General features: G+C 56.7%; 17 protein-coding genes. 8 read left to right on the forward strand and 9 right to left on the reverse strand.

The window, feature by feature from the left end:
* Positions 1–188: 188 nt before the first annotated feature.
* From fruB to fruA, 3 genes are read left to right on the forward strand one after another with little or no spacing between them, the layout of a single operon-like run.
* Positions 189–1,322, forward strand: coding sequence for a fused PTS fructose transporter subunit IIA/HPr protein (gene fruB / locus OC597_RS24650; protein ID WP_262210905.1), 1,134 nt, complete (start codon positions 189–191; stop codon positions 1,320–1,322).
* Positions 1,319–2,260, forward strand: coding sequence for a 1-phosphofructokinase (gene fruK / locus OC597_RS24655; RefSeq protein ID WP_099063729.1), 942 nt, complete (start codon positions 1,319–1,321; stop codon positions 2,258–2,260). Before fruB ends, fruK begins: the two co-directional genes overlap by 4 nt.
* Positions 2,261–2,271: 11 nt before the next feature.
* Positions 2,272–3,957, forward strand: coding sequence for a PTS fructose transporter subunit IIBC (fruA, locus tag OC597_RS24660; protein ID WP_262210908.1), 1,686 nt, complete (start codon positions 2,272–2,274; stop codon positions 3,955–3,957).
* A 55-nt stretch (positions 3,958–4,012) separates the two neighbouring features.
* Here the strand turns inward: fruA and nfo are convergent, their stop codons facing one another.
* Both nfo and OC597_RS24670 read right to left on the reverse strand, forming a co-directional pair.
* Positions 4,013–4,852 carry a deoxyribonuclease IV gene (gene nfo, locus OC597_RS24665; protein ID WP_112348895.1) on the reverse strand — a complete coding sequence of 280 codons (840 nt, stop codon included), beginning with the start codon at positions 4,850–4,852 and terminating at the stop codon, positions 4,013–4,015.
* Positions 4,853–4,969: 117 nt separating this feature from the next.
* Positions 4,970–6,058, reverse strand: coding sequence for a YeiH family putative sulfate export transporter (locus OC597_RS24670; RefSeq protein WP_261255827.1), 1,089 nt, complete (start codon positions 6,056–6,058; stop codon positions 4,970–4,972).
* A 249-nt stretch (positions 6,059–6,307) separates the two neighbouring features.
* Here OC597_RS24670 and yieE point away from each other — a divergent pair, with 249 nt between their 5' ends.
* Positions 6,308–7,183 (forward strand): DNA-binding transcriptional regulator YeiE, encoded by an 876-nt coding sequence (gene yieE / locus OC597_RS24675; protein WP_261255829.1) that lies wholly within the window; start codon positions 6,308–6,310, stop codon positions 7,181–7,183.
* 198 nt (positions 7,184–7,381) lie between these two features.
* A complete protein-coding gene (locus tag OC597_RS24680) occupies positions 7,382–8,860 on the forward strand; it encodes an amino acid permease (RefSeq protein ID WP_085117630.1) in 1,479 nt (492 codons plus the stop codon).
* Between the two features lie 66 nt (positions 8,861–8,926).
* On the opposite strand, the gene OC597_RS24685 is transcribed toward OC597_RS24680, so the two are convergent.
* Entirely contained in the window at positions 8,927–10,024 is a 1,098-nt protein-coding gene (locus OC597_RS24685) for a GGDEF domain-containing protein (RefSeq protein ID WP_262210910.1), read from the reverse strand.
* Positions 10,025–10,381: 357 nt separating this feature from the next.
* Here OC597_RS24685 and OC597_RS24690 point away from each other — a divergent pair, with 357 nt between their 5' ends.
* Together OC597_RS24690 and OC597_RS24695 are read left to right on the forward strand one after the other, a co-directional pair.
* Entirely contained in the window at positions 10,382–11,464 is a 1,083-nt protein-coding gene (locus OC597_RS24690) for a FecCD family ABC transporter permease (protein WP_099063734.1), read from the forward strand.
* Positions 11,461–12,249 carry an ABC transporter ATP-binding protein gene (locus OC597_RS24695; protein ID WP_261255835.1) on the forward strand — a complete coding sequence of 263 codons (789 nt, stop codon included), beginning with the start codon at positions 11,461–11,463 and terminating at the stop codon, positions 12,247–12,249. The genes OC597_RS24690 and OC597_RS24695 overlap by 4 nt, the downstream gene beginning before the upstream one ends.
* A gap of 37 nt (positions 12,250–12,286) precedes the next feature.
* Here OC597_RS24695 and OC597_RS24700 read toward each other — a convergent pair whose 3' ends face one another.
* The 6 genes from OC597_RS24700 to puuR form a co-directional block, all read right to left on the reverse strand.
* Entirely contained in the window at positions 12,287–13,225 is a 939-nt protein-coding gene (locus OC597_RS24700) for a siderophore ABC transporter substrate-binding protein (protein WP_261255836.1), read from the reverse strand.
* Positions 13,226–13,292: 67 nt separating this feature from the next.
* A complete protein-coding gene (locus OC597_RS24705; RefSeq protein WP_261255837.1) occupies positions 13,293–15,287 on the reverse strand; it encodes a ligand-gated channel protein in 1,995 nt (664 codons plus the stop codon).
* Positions 15,288–15,546: 259 nt separating this feature from the next.
* Positions 15,547–16,542: an ABC transporter permease gene (locus OC597_RS24710; protein ID WP_099063738.1), complete on the reverse strand. Its 996-nt coding sequence runs from the start codon at positions 16,540–16,542 to the stop codon at positions 15,547–15,549.
* The gene (locus tag OC597_RS24715; protein ID WP_261255838.1) at positions 16,539–18,050 is read right to left on the reverse strand and encodes a sugar ABC transporter ATP-binding protein; all 1,512 of its coding nucleotides are present in this window, start codon (positions 18,048–18,050) and stop codon (positions 16,539–16,541) included. The genes OC597_RS24710 and OC597_RS24715 overlap by 4 nt, the downstream gene beginning before the upstream one ends.
* 123 nt (positions 18,051–18,173) lie before the next feature.
* Positions 18,174–19,454, reverse strand: a complete 1,281-nt coding sequence (locus OC597_RS24720) for an NAD(P)/FAD-dependent oxidoreductase (protein ID WP_262210914.1) — start codon at positions 19,452–19,454, stop codon at positions 18,174–18,176.
* 20 nt (positions 19,455–19,474) lie between these two features.
* Positions 19,475–20,032 (reverse strand): HTH-type transcriptional regulator PuuR, encoded by a 558-nt coding sequence (puuR, locus tag OC597_RS24725; RefSeq protein ID WP_085117623.1) that lies wholly within the window; start codon positions 20,030–20,032, stop codon positions 19,475–19,477.
* A gap of 394 nt (positions 20,033–20,426) precedes the next feature.
* Between puuR and OC597_RS24730 the strand changes: the two genes are divergently transcribed.
* Complete coding sequence (locus OC597_RS24730) at positions 20,427–21,845, forward strand: glutamine synthetase family protein (protein WP_261255841.1); 1,419 nt, start codon at positions 20,427–20,429, stop codon at positions 21,843–21,845.
* The last annotated feature ends 264 nt before the right edge of the window (positions 21,846–22,109 follow it).

The raw sequence follows: 22,109 nt of genomic DNA on the forward strand, positions 1-22,109 counted from the left end.
CCCTTCAGGAAAAGTGTGCGTAAGGTCAAAAATCTATCACATCAATTTTGAGAAAACTTGCTTTCGGCCAGTGCTACTCACACACTCCTTGAAACGTTTCAGCGTTATGGGCGCGATGATTCCGTACCGATAACGCTCCTTTTTCTCAATGAAGCTGAAACGATTCAATTCAGCAGGAGAGGAGAATCATGTTCCAGTTGTCACAGCAAGATATTCACCTGGGCGCGGCTGCCGGCAGCAAGCAGGAAGCCATCCAACAGGTTGCCGCCGCACTGACCGAGGCTGGCTGCGTCAGCGCCGGCTACGTGGACGGCATGCTGCAGCGCGAGCTGCAAACCTCCACTTACCTGGGTAACGGCATCGCCATCCCGCATGGCACCACCGATACCCGCGATCTGGTGCTGAACACCGGCGTACAGGTATTTCAGTTTCCACAGGGCATTGAGTGGGGCGAAGGCCAAACTGCTTTTGTGGTGATTGGCATTGCCGCCCGTTCCGACGAACACCTGGCGCTGTTGCGCCAGCTGACGCATGTACTGAGCGACGACAGCGTGGCCGAACAGTTGGCGAAAACCACCTCGGCTGAAGAGCTGCGCAGCCTGCTGATGGGCGAAAAGCTGACGGCGGAATTCCAGTTTGACGCTTCCCTGATTGCGCTCGATGTGGCCGCTGACAGCCTGATGACGCTGCAGGCGCTGAATGCCGGTCGTTTGCAGAAGATCGGTGCGGTCAACGCCCAGTTCGTCAGCGACGTCATTACCCACAAGCCGCTGAATCTGGGGCAGGGCATTTGGCTGAGTGATAGCACCGAAGGCAATCTGACCAGCGCAGCCACCCTGAGCCGTCCGGTGCAGGCGTTTGACGAAGACGGCGAGAAAGTTGCGCTGCTGCTGACGCTATCGGTGGCTGACCAACAACCGCTGGCGGTGCTGAACTACCTGAGTGACCTGCTGTTGGCGAATAAAGCTGAACGTTTGCTGAACGCCGATGCTGTCACCGTGTTGGCATTGCTGACCAGTGAGGTTGAAGAAGAAAATACCACCCTGAGTGCTGAATACGTGATCCGTAACGAACACGGCCTGCATGCCCGTCCGGGTACGGCACTGGTCAACGTCATCAAGCAGTTCAACAGTGAAATTACCGTCACTAACCTGGATGGCAGTGGCAAACCGGCCAACGGACGCAGCCTGATGAAGGTCGTGGCGTTGGGCGTGAAGAAAGGACATCACCTGCGCTTTACCGCCAAAGGTGAAGATGCTGAAACGGCGCTGAAGGCGATCGGAACGGCAATTAACGAAGGACTGGGCGAGGGCGCAGCATGAGCAGAAGAGTAGCAACAATTACCCTGAATCCGGCTTACGATCTGGTGGGTTTTTGCCCGGAGATCGAGCGCGGTGAAGTGAATCTGGTTAAAACTGCCGGCCTGCACGCCGCCGGAAAAGGCATTAACGTTGCCAAGGTGCTGAAAGACTTGGGCATTGATGTGACAGTCGGCGGCTTCCTCGGCAAAGACAACCAGGACGGCTTCCAACTGCTGTTCAGCGATCTGGGCATTGCCAACCGCTTCCAGGTGGTGCCGGGCCGCACCCGCATTAACGTCAAATTGACGGAAAAAGACGGCGAAGTGACCGATTTCAACTTCTCCGGCTTTGAGGTCACCGGCCAGGATTGGGAACGTTTCGTGACCGACTCCCTGAGCTGGCTCGGTCAGTTCGACATGGTGGCCGTGAGCGGCAGTCTGCCGGCCGGGGTTGATCCCGATGCCTTTACCGACTGGATGGTTCGTCTGCGCGCTCAGTGCCCATGCATCATTTTCGACAGCAGCCGTGAAGCCCTGGTTGCCGGCTTGAAAGCCGCGCCGTGGTTGGTGAAACCAAACCGCCGTGAGCTGGAAATCTGGGCCGGTCGTCCGTTGCCACAGTTGGCAGACGTGGTTGAAGCCGCCCATGCGCTGCGCGATCAGGGTATTGCCCACGTAGTGATTTCTCTCGGTGCCGAGGGTGCGCTGTGGGTCAACGCTTCCGGCGCCTGGATCGCCAAACCCCCGGCCTGCGAAGTGGTCAGCACCGTCGGTGCCGGTGACTCGATGGTGGGTGGCCTGATCTATGGCCTGCTGATGCGCGAATCCAGTGAACATACTTTGCGTTTGGCCACCGCCGTGGCTGCACTGGCCGTCAGCCAGAGCAACGTTGGCGTGACTGATCGTCCACAGTTGGCCGCGATGATGGCGCGTGTCGATCTGAAACCTTTTAATCAATAGCAGGAGGCAGAATGAAAACACTGCTGATGATAGACAGTTCGCTGGGGCAGGCGCGTGGTCACCTGGCGAAACGCATGCTTGGCGCTGCTGCTGCAAAAACCGGCCTGACGCTGGTTGAGTCACTGGCCGAGGCTGAACTGGTGGTGGTAGCAGGGCAATCTGCGCCTGCTGACGCCGCGCTGAACGGCAAACGGGTTTATGTAGGCGATGTGGAACACGCGGTGCGTGAGCCGGAAGCCTTCCTGACGCAGGCCATCGCCGAGGCAAAAGCCTGGCAGGCACCGGCAACGGCTGAACCGGTCAAAGCGGCCGGTCAAAAACGCATTGTGGCGATCACTGCTTGTCCAACCGGCGTGGCGCATACCTTTATGGCGGCAGAGGCCATTGAGAGCGAAGCCAAAAAACGCGGCTGGTGGGTAAAGGTTGAAACCCGTGGTTCCGTAGGCGCAGGCAATGCCATTACGCCTGAAGAAGTAGCGGCGGCCGACCTGGTGATTGTGGCGGCTGACATCGAAGTGGATCTGGAGAAATTTGCCGGTAAGCCGATGTACCGCACTTCGACCGGTTTGGCGCTGAAGAAAACCGCGCAGGAACTGGACAAGGCACAGGCCGAAGCCGAGATTTTCCTGCCGCAGAAAAGCGGTACTCCGGCCGCAGCCGGCAAGAAGAAAGAGAGTGCCGGGCCATATCGCCACCTGCTGACCGGCGTGTCCTACATGCTGCCGATGGTGGTGGCGGGCGGTCTGTGTATCGCACTGTCGTTCGTGTTCGGTATCAAGGCATTTGAAGTTAAAGGCACGCTGGCGGCTGCGCTGATGCAAATCGGTGGGGGATCGGCTTTCGCGCTAATGGTGCCGGTACTGGCCGGTTTTATCGCGTTCTCGATTGCTGACCGTCCGGGCCTGACGCCAGGGCTGATCGGCGGCATGCTGGCCGTGAGCACCGGAGCCGGTTTCCTCGGCGGTATCATTGCCGGTTTCCTGGCGGGTTATGTCGCCAGATTTATCAGCACCAAACTGCGTTTGCCGCAGAGTATGGAAGCGCTGAAGCCTATCCTGATCATTCCGCTGGTGGCCAGCCTGATCGTCGGTTTGATCATGATTTTCATCGTCGGTACGCCGGTGGCGAAAATCATGGAAGGCCTGACCCACTGGCTGCAGTCTCTGGGTACCGCGAATGCGGTGCTGCTGGGGGCGATCCTCGGTGCCATGATGTGTACCGATATGGGCGGCCCGGTCAACAAGGCGGCCTATGCCTTTGGCGTGGCGTTGCTGAGCTCTTCGGTGTATGCGCCGATGGCGGCGATTATGGCTGCCGGTATGGTGCCACCGCTGGCGATGGGGTTGGCTACGCTGCTGGCGCGTCGCAAGTTCGACAAGTCACAGCAGGAAGGGGGCAAAGCTGCGTTGGTGTTGGGCCTGTGCTTTATCTCTGAAGGGGCGATCCCGTTTGCTGCCCGTGACCCGATGCGTGTACTGCCTTGCTGCATTGCAGGTGGTGCATTGACTGGTGCGCTGTCCATGGCGTTTGGTGCCAAGCTGATGGCGCCGCACGGCGGGCTGTTTGTGCTGCTGATCCCTGGTGCTATCACCCCGGTGCTGCTGTATCTGGTGGCGATTATCGCCGGTACATTGTTGGCGGGCGTATCTTACGCGTTGCTGAAACGTGCTGACGTCCCGGCGGCTAGCGTGGCTTAACGCTTACGCAGGTGATAAAAACCGGAGCCCAGGCTCCGGTTTTTTATTACGGCGACTACTGCTGAGCTTTCAGCCAGGCGATCTCTTCCGCCCAGATATCCGGGTTCACCGTTTCCAGGATCAGCGGGATATTGTCGAAACGCGCGTCGCGCATGATGTAGCTGAACACCGTTTTACCGATGTTTCCCTCACCCAGGCTGTGGTGCCGATCGACGCGGCTGTTGAATGCGCTCTTGGCGTCATTCAGGTGCATACCGCGCAGATAGTTGAAGCCCACCACCTCACCCAGCTCCTTAAAGGTCTGTTCGCAGGTTTCCTCGGTACGCAGGTCGTAACCAGCGGCAAAGGCGTGGCAGGTATCGATGCAGACGCCGACGCGGCTTTTGTCTTCGACGCCGTCGATGATCGCTGCCAAATGTTCAAACTTAAAGCCCAGATTGCTGCCCTGACCGGCGGTGTTTTCAATCACTGCCGTCACGCCGGTGGTTTTATCCAGCACCAGATTGATGGATTCGGCGATACGCGCCAGGCATTTGTCTTCGTCAATTTGCAGCAGATGGCTGCCAGGATGGAAGTTCAGCAGCGTCAGCCCCAGTTGCTCGCAGCGTTGCATTTCATCAAGAAAGGCTTCGCGGGATTTTTCCAACGCCTCGGTCACCGGGTGGCCGAGATTAATCAGGTAGCTGTCGTGCGGCAGGATCTGCCCTGGGCCGTAACCGTATTGCGCGCAGGCGCTTTTAAACTTATCGATCACGTCAGCAGGCAGCGGGGCGGCCTTCCATTGACGCTGATTTTTGGTGAACAGGGCGAATGCGGTCGCCTCTAATTCGTGCGCGCGGATCACTGCTTGATCCACGCCGCCTGACGCGCTGACATGTGCACCGACAAACTTCATTTTCATTCTCCTGTGTAATCGGCGTCATTATGGCATTGATAGCGGAAGGATTGAATGGCTGGAAAAGTTCAGGCCCGCGATGGCGGGCCTGAGGTCGGAAAACAACTGCGGAAATAATCAGAGGAAATGTTGCACCAGCAGGTTAATCACGGTGCCACCGACAATCAGCCAGATGAACAACAGGGTGGCCAGCAGAATCGGTTTGATCCCTGCCTGACGCACTGCGCTGATGTGGGTAGTCAGCCCCAGTGCCGCCATCGCCATCGCCAGCATCCAGGTATCGGCGGTAATCAGGTGTTTCACCAGCGTCGCTGGGATCAGGTCGAATGAGTTCAGCCCGGCGACTGCGATGAACAGCACGGCGAACCAGGGAATGGTGATGGCAGATTTTTCTGCCTTCTCCCCGGCGTTGCCGGTGCTACGGCTGCGGCTGATAAACCCGGAGAGCACGACCAGGAAGGGTGCCAGCATCATCACGCGGATCATTTTGGAGATCACCGCGGCATTTTCGGCATCCGGCCCGATGGCATGCCCGGCGGCGACGACCTGTGCCACTTCGTGGATGGTCGAACCGGTGAAGATACCGAAAGTTTCCTGATTAAACGGCAGCCACTGGAATTGCTCGTTCAGATGGTACAACCATGGGTAGGCGAAGATCGCCAGCGTGCCGAACACCACCACGGTGCTTACTGCGACGGCCACTTTATTGGCATCGGCTTTCAAGACCGGCTCGGTCGCCATGACCGCTGCCGCACCGCAGATGCTACTGCCGGCGCCGATCAGCATGGTGGTATGACTGTCGAGGCCAAACACCCTTTTGCCCAACCAGCAGGCCAGCAGGAAAGTGGTGGTGAGCGTCAAGGCATCAATGATGATGCCGGTAGTGCCCACGTCGGCAATTTGCTGGAACGTCAGACGGAAGCCGTAAAGGATAATACCGAGACGCAGCAGGCGCTGTTTGGCAAATTGAACGCCGCCATGGCAGCTTGGTTGCAACCAGGGATACAGCGTATTGCCTACCACAATGCCGAGTAAAATCGCCAGCGTCAGCGCCCCCAGTCCCAATCCGGCCACCCACGGAATATCACCAACCCATACCGCTAACGCGGTGATGACACCGGTCAACAACAGTCCGGGGACCAGGTGAGGTAAACCGAACAGGGGGAATTGTCGAGTGGGGAAATTGTGTGTGGTATTGGTCGCCATAAGTCAGCCCTTTTATTCAAATTCTTGAGCACAGACTACGTTCTGGCAGCATAAAAGTGAAATTGATTATATGGTTATAACCTATCTGAATAAGTGGTTAATCGACCTGGCTGGCTTCCATGCTGATTTCTGCAAACGTGGTACCATTACTAGTATTCACCCTGTGCGTTGTTGCCGGTCAGCAGCGCAGATTTTGCATTAATTTCAGTGACTTTTTTCGATGTCACCTTTGATCAAAACCGAGACGCTATGCATATCACCTTACGTCAATTGGAAGTGTTTACCGAAGTGCTTAAAAGCGGCTCGACCACGCAGGCCTCGGTGGTTCTGGCGTTATCACAATCGGCGGTCAGCGCAGCGCTGGCCGATCTGGAAGGGCAGTTGGGGGTGCAGTTATTCGATCGCGTGGGTAAGCGTTTGGTCATTAATGAGCACGGCCGCTTGCTGTATCCGAAGGCCCTGGCACTACTGGAGCAGGCGGGAGAGATTGAACAGCTGTTCCGCCATGACGGCGGCGCGTTGCGCATCGGTGCCAGCAGCACCATCGGCAACTATATGCTGCCGGAGATGATCGCCCATTATCGGCATGATTTCCCCACCTCACCGTTGGAACTGAACGTCGGCAACAGCCAGGATGTGATTGGCGCGGTAGCGGACTTCCGGGTCGATCTGGGGTTGATTGAAGGCCCTTGCCATATGCCGGAGCTAATCACCCTGCCGTGGCTGGAAGATGAGTTGGTGGTGTTTGCCGCGCCGGACAACCCGCTGGCCGGGCAACCGCTGACTCTGGAGATGCTGGCTACCGCTCCCTGGATCTTGCGTGAAGGAGGCTCGGGTACGCGCGAGGTGCTGCATCACCTGCTGCTGGCGCACTTGCCGCACTTCCAATTGGTGATGGAACTGGGCAACTCGGAAGCGATCAAACACGCGGTGCGCCACGGTATGGGGATCAGTTGTCTGTCGCGGCGGGTGATTGGCGAACAGCTGGACAGCGGCGTGCTGGTGGCACTGAATGTGCCGCTGCCACCGTTGATGCGGACCCTTTATCTGATCCATCACCGGCAAAAGCATCTCTCCAACGCGCTGCAGCGTTTCCTCGGTTACTGCGGGTTTCAGCCCCAATAAGGTCTCTGTAAGCAGAAACAAAGCATAAAAATCTGCTGTCTGTCACATTAATGACAGTAAGTAAGGTATTGTGGCTAGCTGCTAATAATTAGCCCTGAATTATGAAGCTATCTTATATCAGTGCAATGTTACTAGTTCGCCGGCGGGTATTTGTTACAATCCGCCCTCATTTTTTTTTGACCAGCAGATAGGGTAAGAATGGCTCAGCAGGATATAAAAACATCGGGGCAACCAGCACCCGGATTGCGCCGCGAGCTGAAAGCTCGCCACTTAACCATGATTGCTATTGGTGGCTCTATTGGCACCGGTCTGTTTGTCGCCTCTGGCGCTACGGTTTCTCAGGCCGGTCCGGGCGGGGCACTGCTGTCCTACGCGCTGATCGGGTTGATGGTTTACTTCCTGATGACCAGCCTGGGCGAATTGGCGGCCTTTATGCCAGTCTCCGGCTCGTTCTCCACCTACGGTGCCAAATACGTAGAAGAAGGCTTTGGCTTCGCGCTGGGCTGGAACTACTGGTACAACTGGGCGGTGACCATCGCCGTTGACCTGGTGGCCTCACAGTTGGTGATGACCTATTGGTTCCCGGACGCGCCAGGCTGGATCTGGAGCGCACTGTTCCTCTGCCTGATGTTCCTGTTGAACTACATTTCGGTCAAAGGTTTCGGTGAAGCGGAATACTGGTTCTCGCTGATCAAAGTGACCACCGTCATTATCTTTATTGGTATCGGTGTGCTGATGATCTTCGGCATCCTCAAAGGGGGAGAGCACGCAGGCTGGCAGAACTGGACCATAGGCGACGCGCCGTTTGCCGGAGGGTTCTCGGCAATGATAGGCGTGGCGATGATAGTGGGCTTCTCGTTCCAGGGCACCGAGCTTATCGGCATCGCGGCCGGTGAGTCGGAAAACCCGGGCAAAAACATCCCGCGCGCAGTGCGTCAGGTGTTCTGGCGTATCCTGCTGTTCTATATCTTTGCCATCCTGATTATCAGCCTGATCATTCCTTATACCGATCCGAGCCTGCTGCGTAACGATGTGAAAGACATCAGCGTCAGCCCGTTCACGCTGGTGTTCCAGCACGCCGGTCTGCTGTCGGCGGCGGCGGTAATGAATGCGGTGATCCTGACGGCGGTACTGTCTGCCGGTAACTCCGGGATGTACGCTTCTACCCGCATGCTGTTTACTTTGGCATCGGAAGGTAAAGCGCCACGTATCTTCGCCAAGCTGTCGAAGGGCGGGGTGCCACGTAACGCGTTGTACGCGACTACCGTGGTGGCGGGCCTGTGCTTCCTGAGCTCGATGTTCGGCAACCAGTCGGTTTATCTGTGGCTGCTGAATACCTCGGGTATGACCGGCTTTATCGCCTGGTTGGGGATTGCCATCAGCCATTACCGCTTCCGTCGTGGCTATATGATCCAGGGGCGCGATCTCAACGATCTGCCGTACCGTTCCGGCTTCTTCCCGCTGGGGCCGATCTTTGCCTTTGTCCTGTGCCTGGTTATCACGCTGGGACAGAACTATCAGGCGTTCCTGCAAGACCGGATCGACTGGTACGGTGTGACGGCTACCTATATCGGTCTGCCGCTGTTCCTGATTATCTGGTTCGGCTACAAGCTGACGCGCGGCACCCGTGTCGTGAAGTACAGCGAAATGGAATTCCCGAAAATGGACGTGAACTAACTCCGATCTTTAGCCTGTGAATTTCAAGCTGCAGCTGATTGCCTGGCTGCAGCTTGAAACCTCGCGTTATTCCTTCCCTTTTTCTCCCAGCGCTTGCTGCGCCGCCGCCATCAGGTTTTCAACCGTCTTATAATCCTGCGTTAACGCCAATGCACCGCTATGCAACTGCAGCGTCACCTCACCGAAGGCACCAAAGTCGTAAGGCGCTTTCAACGGGGGAACGATACGTGCCAAAAACTCCCCTTCGGAACCGTAAGGCAGGCCGTGCACCAGGATCAGAAACTGACCCCCGCTATAGCGACAGACAAAATCGCTGGGACGAACCAGCATCTTCAGGCGTTCGCCGATGGTGCGTAACACGTCATCACCGATCAGCACACCGTGGCTTTGGTACAACGCCGCCAGTGGAGTGAATTCGATAATGAACAGATGGGAAAGCGGGTGAAGCGTCGGGGAAGGGTGGCAAATTTCCTTCATTACCGCTTCGCCGCCCGCGCGGTTAAGAAAACCGGTCAAATGATCGTGATGGGCCGCTTGCTGTTTTTCTGCGGTCAGAGTGACCAGCTGCGCCACCTGGCGATGGTAAAACGCGATCAGTCCATGGGCCAACAGCAGCCACAGCGGGATGATATCCGCCAGTAAAAACAGATTTTGCACGCGTGACAACGGCGCGGCCAGCAGATAGGGCAGCGTCAGCAGCATCACTTCCAGCAAGGCAAAGCGCGGTGCGGCGGCGTGACGCTGTATCAGCCAGAATGCCAGCGCGGTAATCAACAGGCCGGCAAACAGGATCAGTACCATGCGGCCAGACAACATTGCCAGCAGGGCAATGGCTCCCACCAGGGCGCACCACAGCAGCACCGTTACCAGCATGGCGGTTGGCCTGCGGGGGGGACTGACGCGCGTTAGCCACCAGCGTCCTCCTGTCAGCAGAACCAGCAACGCCAGCAGTGCGGCAGCCATCGTCATCTGGCTCAGCCAGGCATAAGCCAGCAGCAGCAGCGCCACGCCGACGGCATTCAGCCAGGGGGTAGCGGGTGAAGGCACCAGGGTAAGCCGCATCTGGCGTTGGAATTGGGCGTCATCAGCCTGCTGCGGGCTTTGCACCAGCCAATGCAGCAGGGCGGGTTTTTTAGGCGTTAAGGTTTGGGTTCGACTTCTCAATGCAGCCTCTTTCATCGGGGCCTTGCCAACAGGCCAAAATATCCGGTATGGCGCGGCGAGCACGTCATTTACCGGTCTGGTTTTGGATTCTATGTGGTTTCGTTGCAATTTGTCACAGCCGGACCGAGGGAGGTGAAACTTTCGGAATTATTAACCCTGTCCGCTAACCACAGCTTGTCAGACCTGTTTGGCTAATCACCTTATAAAATAAAGCGTTACATATTCACATAGCGGGTAATAGCAATTGATATGATTGATAAGTATTATCGTTTGCTTTATTGTTACCGGCTGCTTATCAGGTTCAAGCGGTCGTCTGGCACACCGCTATGGTCATCGTCGTAACAGGTATCCGAAATAATGAGCGTATCCACCGATCCTCTGTCTGACGCCAAGGGGCAACCCGACGTCAACGTTATGGGGCGTTATCACCATATTCTCCGCCACCGTTTATTGATGATGGGGGTGTTGGCATTGGCGATTTTGGGTTCGCTGCTGCTGGATTTTACCCTGGGCCCCTCAGGTCTTTCGTTGTCCTCGCTGTGGCAAACGCTGATTGATCCTGCGACGGCCGATGCCGGAACGCGGGTGATCGTCTGGGATATCCGCCTGCCTTATGCCTTGATGGCGGTGGTGGTGGGCTTTGCGCTTGGCCTGGCCGGTGCTGAAATGCAGACCATCCTGAATAACCCGCTTGCCAGTCCCTTTACCTTGGGTGTGTCTTCTGCAGCGGCTTTCGGCGCGGCGCTGGCCATCGTGTTGGGGATTGGCGTACCGGGCATTCCCGACCAGTGGTTTATTTCCGCCAATGCGTTTGTTTTCGCCCTGTTCGCCGCGCTGATGCTGGACGGTATTACGCGCTGGACGCGGGTTGCCACCTCCGGGGTGGTGCTGTTCGGTATTGCGCTGGTGTTCACCTTTAACGCTCTGGTTTCCATGATGCAGTTCATTGCCAGCGAAGATACGCTGCAGGGGCTGGTGTTCTGGACCATGGGCAGTCTGGCGCGCGCCTCATGGGACAAATTGGGTATCCTGCTCGGGGTATTCGCCGTGCTGCTGCCGTTGTCGATGATGAGCTCGTGGAAGCTGACCGCGCTGCGTCTGGGCGAAGATCGGGCGGTGAGCTTTGGTATCGACGTGCGTCGTCTGCGTCTGACCACTTTATTGCGTATCAGTATTCTTTCCGCATTAGCGGTGGCGTTTGTCGGGCCTATCGGTTTTATCGGTCTGGTGGCGCCGCATATCGCCCGGATGATTTTCGGTGAAGATCACCGTTTCTATCTGCCGGCCAGTGCGCTGATTGGTGCGCTGGTACTGTCGATGGCTTCCGTAGTGTCGAAAAACCTGATCCCGGGGATCATCATTCCGGTCGGTATCGTCACCTCGCTGGTGGGCGTACCCTTCTTCCTGAGTATTATTCTGCGTCATCGGGGGAATGTATGAGTCAGGGATTACGCATTGAGCATTTTTCTGCCGGTTATCCGAAGCGTCAGGTGATCAGCGATCTGGCGGTCCCGATGTTATCTCGCGGTCAAATTACCGTGTTGTTGGGGCCGAACGGCAGTGGTAAGTCGACTCTGCTGCGCTCATTGGCGGGGTTAAACCCGGCGCAGGGGCAACTGTGGCTGGATGATACCGATTTAATGCAGATGCCTTTTGCCCGCCGGGCTGAAAAGGTGGTGTATCTGCCGCAATCGTTGCCTGCCGGGGTGCATTTACACGTGCTGGAGTCGATTATTGTGGCGCAACGCGCTTCAGGCGGCCGCAGCAACGCCGGCAGCGAGGCCGAGGTGATGGCGCTGCTGGAGCAGCTTGGCATCGCCCATTTGGCGCTGAGCTATCTTGATCAGCTCTCCGGTGGGCAGAAGCAGTTGGTCGGCCTGGCACAGTCGCTGATCCGCCAGCCTTCGCTGTTGCTGCTGGATGAACCGCTGAGTGCGCTCGATCTCAACTACCAGTTCCACGTGATGGATCTGGTGCGTAAAGAGACGCGTAAACGCAATATCATCACGGTGGTGGTGGTGCATGACATCAATATCGCCCTGCGTCATGGTGACCACGTATTGATGCTGCAGAATGGCGAATTGATTGCCGACGGTGTGCCGGAAGAGGTGATTACGCCGCAGAGTCTGGCGCGGGTGTATGGTGTTCGTGGGCGTATTGAGCGCTGTTCGCAAGGGACACCGCAGGTGTTGATCGACGGGTTGGTGAACCAGCCGGCGATTTGATACCAGGAAGGCCCGGTGATTGCCGGGCCTTTTGCTATTACTTCTTGTTCAGCGCGTCGGCGACGCGTTCGACGATATGCTGGCTGGTGATAATGCCGCCAGACAAATAGACCTCAGCCGCCGGCAAATAAACCACCTGACCTTTCTTGACCGCCACGGTGTTTTTCAGTGCGGTAGTCGTCAGTATTTTCTGCGGCGCAACCGCGTTCGGCCGACCGGTTGCCGCATCACGATCGATGATAAACAGCCAGTCCGGGTTCAGTTTAGCTACCTGCTCAGGCGACAGCTTGTTGCCGCGGACATCGGGGTTTTCGCTCTGTAACGCCGATGGGAATCCAAGGGCATCATAGGTAAAGCTGAAGCGGCTTTTAGGCGCATAAGCACTGATTTTCCCTCCTGAGAACAATACCACCAGGCCACGCCCGGCTTTTGCCACTTGCGGTTTGACGGCTGCAATTTCAGCATCAAGTTTGTCGACCGCGGCCTGTGCCTGCTGCTGTTTATCGAACAACTCACCCAACTGCAGCGTCCGTTGCTTCAGGCTGCCCAGTTGATCTTGCGGATCAATCGCCATATTCAACGTCGGCGCGATACCACTCAGCTCGTCGTAAGCCTTGGAAGAACGACCGGCGATCAGGATAAGATCCGGTTTGGCTGCGCGCAGCGTGGCCATGTCCGGTTCAAACAGGGTGCCGGCGTTGAGATATTTGGCATTCTGATATTGCTTCAGGCTATCCGGCAACATGGTGCGGTTGCCCGGCAGCGCCAGTGGCTCGACGCCCAGCAGTTGCAGGGTTTCCAGCGAAGCGTAGTCCAGCACGACCACGCGTTGCGGGTGTTTTTTCACTTCTGTGGTGCCGTTAAGATGTTGAAAGTTGACCGTTGCCGGGGCCGCGGTGTGGGGCTGACTGTTGCAGCCTGCCAGCGCCATACAGGCCAGCAGGGCGATAACCATAGGGGAACGACGTAATGTCATTAAGGCTTCCTCGGGGGCGGGTGTAACAAAAAGGGCGCGCAGTTTGAAGTGCGCGCCCGGTGTGGCATCAGAAGTTGTAGGTCATGCCGACGGTGTAACGACGGCCGTCGAGTACGGTGTTGTAGTGATCGTAATCCACGGTTTTGTCGAGGATGTTGTAAACCCCACCGGTGACCTGCAGGTTTTTATTGGCCTTATAGCTCAGACCGGCGTCAACAAAGGTGTAAGACGGTGTGCTCTTGGCCATTGAGGTACGGCTTAAATAATCTGAAGTCTTGCTGCGGAAGTTCACACGTGACCACAGGCTGACGTCGTTGGTGGCCTGCCAATCCAGCACGCTGTTAACCATATGCTTTGGCATCTGGTTCAATGGCTTGCCTTGGAAATCCCCACTTTTTTGTTCGGACGAGGTATAGGTGTAGTTGGTGGTCCACTCCCAGTCCTTGGTGATTTCCCAGCCGAAGGTGGCCTCTACGCCGCGCATATTGGCTTTATCAACGTTGGTACGGTCACTGATAAAGTAGTAAGGGGTGTCGCCGATCATGCATTGTGCGTCACCATCACCGCTGTCACAGCGGCGGACTTCGGTGATCTTGTCTTTGAAATCGGTGTTGAACAGGGTTACGCCAGCATTCAGGCCTTGCTGGTTATCCCACATCACGCCGATCTCTTCGCTCAGGCTTTTCTCTGGCTGCAGGTCCGGGTTACCGATGATGATGGAGGTGCGCCCACCGCCAGTAATTTGCCCCCAACTGGCGGAGGATTGGCGCAGATCCGGTGAACGGTAACCGGCGGAAACGCCGCCTTTCAGCGTAAATTGTTCGGTCAGATGCCAGACGCCGTACATGCGCGGTGTCCAGTGGTTGCCGTAGTTCTGGTCCTGATCCATACGGATACCGCTGGTCAGGCTGAAGTCATTGGTCATCGCCCATTCGTCTTCGGCAAACAGCGCCCAGCTCCAACGGGTCAACTTATTCAAGCCATCAGCTGCCGCCAACTGATTACCTTGATCGCTCAGTTTTTCATAACGGTATTGACCGCCCAGGTTCAGCATATGGGCACCGAGGTCAAACTGGGTTTGGGTATTGAGGATGGTGTTATACATCTTCATTTTGCGACCCGGGTTATTGGTTTCTTCGCGCTGAATGTAGCTGTTGGTATTCCCGAAGTCGTAATAACCGTTATGCGTCAGGGCATAATTGGTGCGGGTGTAAAGGCTGTCGCTGGCGGTGTTTGGCGTACATTTATTATTGCGGCAGTTTTCGGTCGCCATGGATTGACCCGGCGTGCTGTTACGGTCCTGCAGCGAGCGACCCACTTCAAAGTCGAATTCGTTTTTATCATCCGGTGTCAGGCTAAACACTGCGGTGCCGCTGCGCATGCGCTGTTCGTTAAAACCGTTGAGGATTTTGTCTTCGGCACGGCGTGACAGCAGACCGTTGACCCGTAGGCCCAACAGGCCTTCAATCAGCGGGCCGGAGGCGTAGGCGTTGGTCTGGAAAATATCACCGGAGTCGCTACGTTCCTGGAAGGTGGCATCGCCGTGCAGCGAGCCTTTCCATTCGGTTCTGGAGGTCTTGCGGGTGATCACGTTGATCACGCCGCCCATGGCGTCGGAACCATACAGTGAGGACATAGGGCCGCGTACCACTTCAATGCGCTCAATCGCTTCCAGCGGTGGCAGCCAGCCCTGTTCGATACCTGAGTTATCGCTGTTCGGGCGAGTGCCACGTGTGTCCACGCGCTTGCCATCCACCAGGATCAGGGTGTATTTGGAGGACATGCCGCGAATGCTGATATCGCTGCTGCTGGCCCCGCCGGTGACCACCACGCCCGGCACGTCTTTCAACGCGTCAGTGATATCGCGATAGGCTTTGTCTTCAATCTGCTGACGTGGGATCACCGAGATAGACGCGGCAGAGTCCTGGATTTTTTGCTGGAAACCGGATGCGGTCACCACCATGGTGTCCTGTGCGTCATCTTGTGGTGCGGCGAACGCGCCGGCGCTGCCGAGTGAAGCAATAATCAGTGCGGTGAGCTGGTTATAACGTGGCTTTTCCATGAGGCAAACCTTTCCTGGTCTGATGTAAATCGACAAAGTGTCGTTTTAACGGTTTGAATAATAAGTAGAAACGGGCTCCGTCGTTGCGGAGTTCGTCGTTCCGTCAGTATTTAGTCAGGCCATTGTAAGGATTTCAAACAAAATGTAAACGCAAATGATAATTCGTATCATTTGTATGCTTATAAATAGAAAGGGGATCTGGCTCAGGCAGTGATGAATGGCAGGAAAAGCCGGCGCAGCAGGACGTGCGCCGGGGAAATCAGCGTTTCTGGATGTAGGTGATCGCTAGCGCCAGGGCCAGCACCAGACCTTTGATAATGTCCATCGCGTAGTAGGGGACGGAGAGCATCACCAGGCCGTTTTGCAACACGCCGAGGATCACCGCGCCGACTAGCGTGCCAAGCGCGTTAGGTTTACCGGAGCCGGCCAGCGAGAAACCAATGTAGGCGGCGGCGACCGCATCCATCAGATAACCGCTGCCGGCATTCACCTGCGAAGAACCAATACGTGACGCCAGCAGTATGCCGCCAAGCGAGGCCAGTAGGGCAGAAATGACATAAGCCGCAACCCTGTAACGTACGGTGCGGATACCTGAAAGACGTGCCGCCTCCGGGTTACCGCCGATGGCATACATACGACGGCCATGCTTGGTCAGCGACAGGAACAACTGCACCACCACAGTGACTGCCAGCATAATCAGCACGATCACCGGTACCTGGCCCAGTGATGAGAAGATCTCCGGGATCAGGCCTTCCGCCATATCGCCGTTCGGCAGCAGCATATTTTGGGTGATGGATCCGCCGTAGCTGTAGGTCATCGCTACGCCCTGGATCACAAACAGGCTGGCCAGCGTCGCCAGCATATCGGGGATTTTCAGCACCACGATCAGGAAAGCGTTAAACAGCCCGACCAGCGTGCAAATCAGCAACGTCAGTACAATCGCGCCGGTGGTCCCGAAGCCGTGCCAAACAAACAGCGAAACCACCAGGGCGTTGGCCAGCGAGGCGGTGGAACCGACGGAAAGGTCGAAACCGCCGACCGACAGCGAAATGGAGACCCCGATGGCGATCACCGTGACGATGGCAATTGAGCGTAAAATATTGATGATGTTATTGGGATCGAGGAAGTTGTCCGACGCCAGCCCGAACAGGGCGATCAGCGCGACAACGGTGAGTAACATCCCCCATTTGTAGAGAAACTCAAACAGCTGATGGCGCCAGGGTTGCGCATTCTGCAGGGATAATTCTTTACTCACGCTGGGGTTCCTCCGGTGGAATACAGTAATAGGGTTTCTTCATCAATCTCGGCGGCGTCAAGCTCCGCCACCACTCGGCCATCCCACAGCACGCAGATGCGATCGCATAAACCGACCAGCTCGGAGAACTCGCCGGAAGCATAGATAATGCCTTTGCCGTCGCGCGCCAGGCCGTCGATCAGGGTGAACAGCTCCTGTTTGGCCTTGATATCCACGCCCTTGGTCGGCTCATCGAAAATCAGTACCTTGGCATCGCCGCGTAACCATTTGCCAATGGCGACTTTTTGCTGGTTGCCGCCTGACAGCCTGGCCAGCCGCTGTTGCGGGCCAGAGGCACGGATATTCAGGCGCTGCATGATATCCCGCGCCCAGCGCAGTTCCTGACGGCGGCTGAACAGGCTCCAGCGTGAGAAGCTCTCGTCGGCGCTGACGCTCAGGTTCATCGGGATGGCTTCATCAATAAAAATGCCTTCTTTGCGCCGTTCTTCCGGTACCAGCGCCAGCCCTTGTTCAACGCTAAGGTGCGGCGCACGCGGGGCCCAGGGCTTGCCCAGCAGTTCACCCCGTTCAACCCGGGCCGCTGAGGCACCAAACAGCGCCTTGCACAGTTCGGTTTTGCCCGCGCCGGCCAGCCCGGCAATACCGAGGATTTCCCCCTGATGCAGCCTTAGCGTGACGTCACGCAGCTTGTGGCGATCGTTCAGCCCTTCCACCTGCAGCAGCGGACGGGCACCGTGCGGCGGGCGCGGCGGCGGGAAGATGTCGTCCAACTGATGGCCGAGCATTTTTTCGACAATCTGTTCGCCGCTCAGCCCCTGCATGGCATCTTCGCTGACGTGGCGGCCATCGCGCAGTACCGTCAGGCGGTCGCAAATTTCACTCAGTTCATGAATGCGGTGGGAAATAAACACCACGCCGATGCCTTCGGACTTAAGGCGGCGTACCACGCGGAACAGACGTTCACTTTCGGCGCGATCAAGCGGGGCGGTGGGTTCATCGAGCACCAGGAAGCGGCAACGGTGTGACAGCGCGCGGGCCAGCAGCACCTGCTGTTTTTCCGCCAATGTGCAGTCCGCCAATCGTTGACGCAGGTTAATGGTTAAATCCAACTGGGCCAGTAACTGTGCCGCCTGGCGATACAGTTGCGCCCAGTTCAGCAGGTGCCCCGGCTGGTTCAGCCAGTCGAGCATGATATTTTCCGCCACCGACAGCGTGGGGATCAGCGCCACATCCACTTCCTGCTGCACCACGTGGATCCCGTGCTGACGCGCCTGCAGCGGCGAATGAATATCCACTTTTTGGCCGTCGATAAAGATCTCACCACGGTAATGGTTGTGCGCGCCGGAAAGTATTGCCATCAGCGTGGATTTTCCTGCGCCATTAGCGCCAACCAGCGCATGGGTAGAGCCGCCCTGCAGGGTGAAGTCAACGTTTTGCAGGGCGTTGAAGCCGGCAAAGGCGATCGAGATATTGCGCATCTCGAGGCGTGAGGGCGTAGGGATTGGCATAGTGTGATTAAAAGACGTTTAGGTGTTTAGATGGCTAAAGTAAGTCTTTTGTAACACAGATTGCGATTTCCGCAACAAACTAAATGGCATAACTGAGATCAAAAAAATCTGGCCGGGCAGGCACTAGAACCCCAACCGGTCACGCAACGCATAGTAGGCCGCACCGAGGGCGGTGAAGGGGACGCGCAGCTGGCGTCCACCCAAAAAAGGCAGGTGCGGCAATTTGGCGAAGGCATCAAAGCGTTCGGCATCGCCGCGCAGCACTTCGGCGATCAGCTTGCCCGCCAAATGCGTGCTGGTCACGCCATGACCGCTGTCGCCCTGCATGTAATAGACGTTATTCTCCAGCCGACCAAACTGCGGCATACGTGACAGCGTCAGCAGGAAGTTGCCGCTCCAGCGGTAATCAATCCGTACCCATTTCAGTTGTGGGAAAGTCTTCAATAGCTTGGGCAGGATTAACGCGTCGATATCGGCAGGGTCGCGGGCGCCATACACCACGCCACCGCCATACAGCAGGCGGTTGTCGGCGGTCAGGCGAAAGTAATCCAGCAGGTAATTGCAGTCTTCGACACAGAAATTATTGGGCAGCAGCGACAGTGCCATGTCCCTGGACAATGGCTCGGTGGCGAGGATTTGTGAACCGCATGGCATGCTTAAACGGCTAAGGCGAGGTTCGAGTTGCTCGCCGAGGTAGGCGTTACCGGCAATAATCACAAAGTTGGCGCTGACCGCCCCCTGGGCAGTGTGCACCCTGACCGTTTCGCCGTAGTCGATGCGCGTGGCGGCAGATTGTTCGAACAGCCGCCCGCCGTGACGGCGTACCGCCTCGGCTTCACCCAGCGCCAGATTGAGTGGATGCAGGTGGCCACCGTTGCGATCCAACAGCCCGCCGACGTAACGCTCGCTGGCAATCTCACGGCGGATAGCCTGCTGATCCAGCCATTCCAATTGGTGATTACCATAGCGCTGCCAGCGGATCTGTTGCTGCTGCAGCTCATGACATTGTTTTGGATTCAGAGCGGCGAAGATGCCGCCAGGACGGTAGTCGCAGGCGATGGCATATTGATCGATGCGCCGGCGGATAATCTCCGCCCCTTCGAACATCATGCTGCCCAGCATCGCTGCGGTATCCGCGCCATAGCGCGCTTCGATCACATCGATATCACGACTGTAGGAGTTGACTACCTGACCCCCGTTGCGACCGCTGGCGCCCCAGCCGATGCGGGCAGCTTCCAGCAGCACCACATCGTAACCGGCCTCAACCAAATGCAATGCAGACGACAGGCCGGTAAAGCCGCCGCCAATAATGCATACGTCACAGCGGACAGGCCCGTTCAGCGCTGGATAGGGCGCGAACGGGTTGGCGGTAGCGGCATAATAACTGGCGACATGTTCCTGCATAACGCCTCCGCCCCGAGGGGTCAGAAGGTGGTGGGGGTATGTGCGCTGACGATGCGACAGACGCGCGCCGAGGTATTGCTGAAACTGTGGGGAATGCCGGTGTTAATCGCATAGCTCTGGCCGGCGCTCAGGCAGTGGGTCTGGCCGTTGATGGTCAGCATGATCTCGCCTTCCAGCAGGGTGCCAATCTCCTCGCCCTGGTGCTTGATCTTCTCTCCGGTGGTGGTGCCGGGTTGATAGGTTTCCAGCATCATTGCCAGATTGCGCGTTGGGTTGCCGTTGTGCACCAGCTTCATCGACACGCCCTGGCTGCCGATCTCGATCAGATCTTCGGCCTCGATCACCACTTTGGGTTCATTGGCGGCCTCAGGTTCGGCAAAGAATGCCGACAGCGACAGCCCGTAAACCTTCAGCAACTTTTGCAGCGTACTGATGGCCGGACTGACCTTGTCCTGCTCGATAGTGCTGATTGCGCTGTGGGTTAACCCGGACAGTTCGGCGACCCGGCGCTGCGACAAACCCAATTGCAGACGGATCTGTGACAGGCGCTTGCCTGGCGCCAAGCTGACTTCGCTCATAGCGGTACTTCCTTCTGGTAGGGACGACAGGCAGAAATGAATATCGGTGTCAGGTGCCTGTCTGAGTGAGTTCGACACAGCATGATATCGGTAGTTGTGACCGATATGGAAAATATATTGCCCATGACCACCCCCATTCTGGCGGACGAAATTCTGTACATAAAAAGGCAGTTAACGCCTTTTCGGTCAATATTTTATCAATTTAGCAGTCGGTGGCGAATAATCAAACAGGATTGTAACATTTGCAAACCATTTGTGTTAAGGCTATGTTTCATATTATGGATGTTATTTTGAGCGCCCATTCTGGCGCAGTCTACAGAGAAATCAGACCATGTTTTGAACCTATCGGCAGGCGAACGCAAGCGCGTTCTCAGAGCATAATGGCGGGTGATGTATGCAAACCAATATCGCAGCAGTTGAAAATTTTGCACAGCATAATGAAGAGAGGCGAAGTAGCGCGTTCCAACGTGAGGTTGCTCACTATTTGGAACGCCATCCCTCAACGCAGTATATCGATATCCTTCTCACTGACCTGAATGGTTCCTTCCGCGGTAAACGTATTCCCGTCTCCGGACTGAAAAAATTGGAAAAAGGCTGTTACTTCCCCGCCTCGGTATTCGCTATGGATATTTTGGGCAATGTGGTGGAAGAGGCAGGCCTGGGCCAGGAACTGGGTGAGCCGGACCGCGTTTGTATGCCGGTACTCGGTTCGCTGACGCCGTCAGCGGCGGACCCGGATAATATCGGTCAGGTGTTGCTGACCATGCTGGATGAAGATGGCACTCCCTTTGACGTTGAACCCCGTAATGTCCTGAATCGAGTGTGGCAGGCGTTGCGCCAGCGCGGCATGTTCCCGGTGGTAGCGGTAGAGTTGGAGTTCTATCTCATTGATCGACAGCGAGACTCCGAAGGGTATTTGCAGCCACCCTGTGCGCCCGGTACCCAGGAGCGCAATATGCAGAGCCAGGTTTACTCGCTGGATAACCTGAATCATTTCGCCGAAGTGTTAAACGACATCGACAGTCTGGCGCAAATGCAGGGCTTACCGGCGGACGGCGCGGTCGCGGAGGCCTCACCCGGCCAGTTCGAGGTGAACCTGAAGCATACCGATAACGTGCTGCTGGCCTGTGACCATGCGTTGGGGCTGAAACGTCTGGTGCGAATGGTGGCGGAAAACCATCACTTGCATGCCACCTTTATGGCGAAACCTTATGAAGAATACGCCGGTAGCGGTATGCATGTGCATATCAGCATGCTGGACGGCAACGGCAACAACCTGTTCGCGCAAGCGGACGGCGAAGACTCGGCGCTGCTGCATCGCGCGCTGGCCGGGATGATCACCTTGATGCCGGCCTCCATGGCGCTGCTGGCACCCAATGTTAACGCCTTCCGCCGCTTTCAGCCGGGTATGTATGTGCCTACCCAGGCATCCTGGGGACACAACAACCGCACCGTTGCGCTGCGCATTCCCTGCGGTGAGCAGGAAAACCATCGGGTGGAATACCGCGTGGCGGGCGCAGATGCCAATCCTTATTTGGTGGTGGCGGCGATACTGTCAGGTATTCTTTACGGACTGGACAACGAACTGCCGTTACCTGAGCCGGTGACCGGCAACGGGTTGGAGCAGGAAGGGTTGCCGTTCCCGATCCGCCAAAGCGATGCGCTATATGAATTCGAGCATCAGCATGAATTGACGCAGTATCTCGGTGAACGTTTCGCGCATGTTTACCATGCCTGCAAAATGGATGAACTGATGCAGTTCGAGCGGTTGGTGACGGAAACCGAGATCGACTGGATGTTGAAAAATGCCTGAGGCGGCGTAAACTAAGCGTCATAAAGTTGATAGGCGAAAGTGAAGATAGCGGATTAATTCACCCGTAAGGGCGCTTTTCCGAACGATCGCGAAAAGAATTTGTTTAACAGGCCTTCCTGATCTTGTCATCAGGAGGGTTTCTGGTGCAAAATATCCCTAATGCAGATAGCCGACGTTTTAACGCGTCGGTTATTTTTTTTGCATTTGTGTTCTACAAACTGTGCGTTTCATACACCAAGCGAGGCCGGACACCGATCCGGATAG

The sequence above is a fragment of the Serratia proteamaculans genome, from assembly GCF_946227095.1.
Taxonomy (GTDB): domain Bacteria; phylum Pseudomonadota; class Gammaproteobacteria; order Enterobacterales; family Enterobacteriaceae; genus Serratia; species Serratia proteamaculans_E.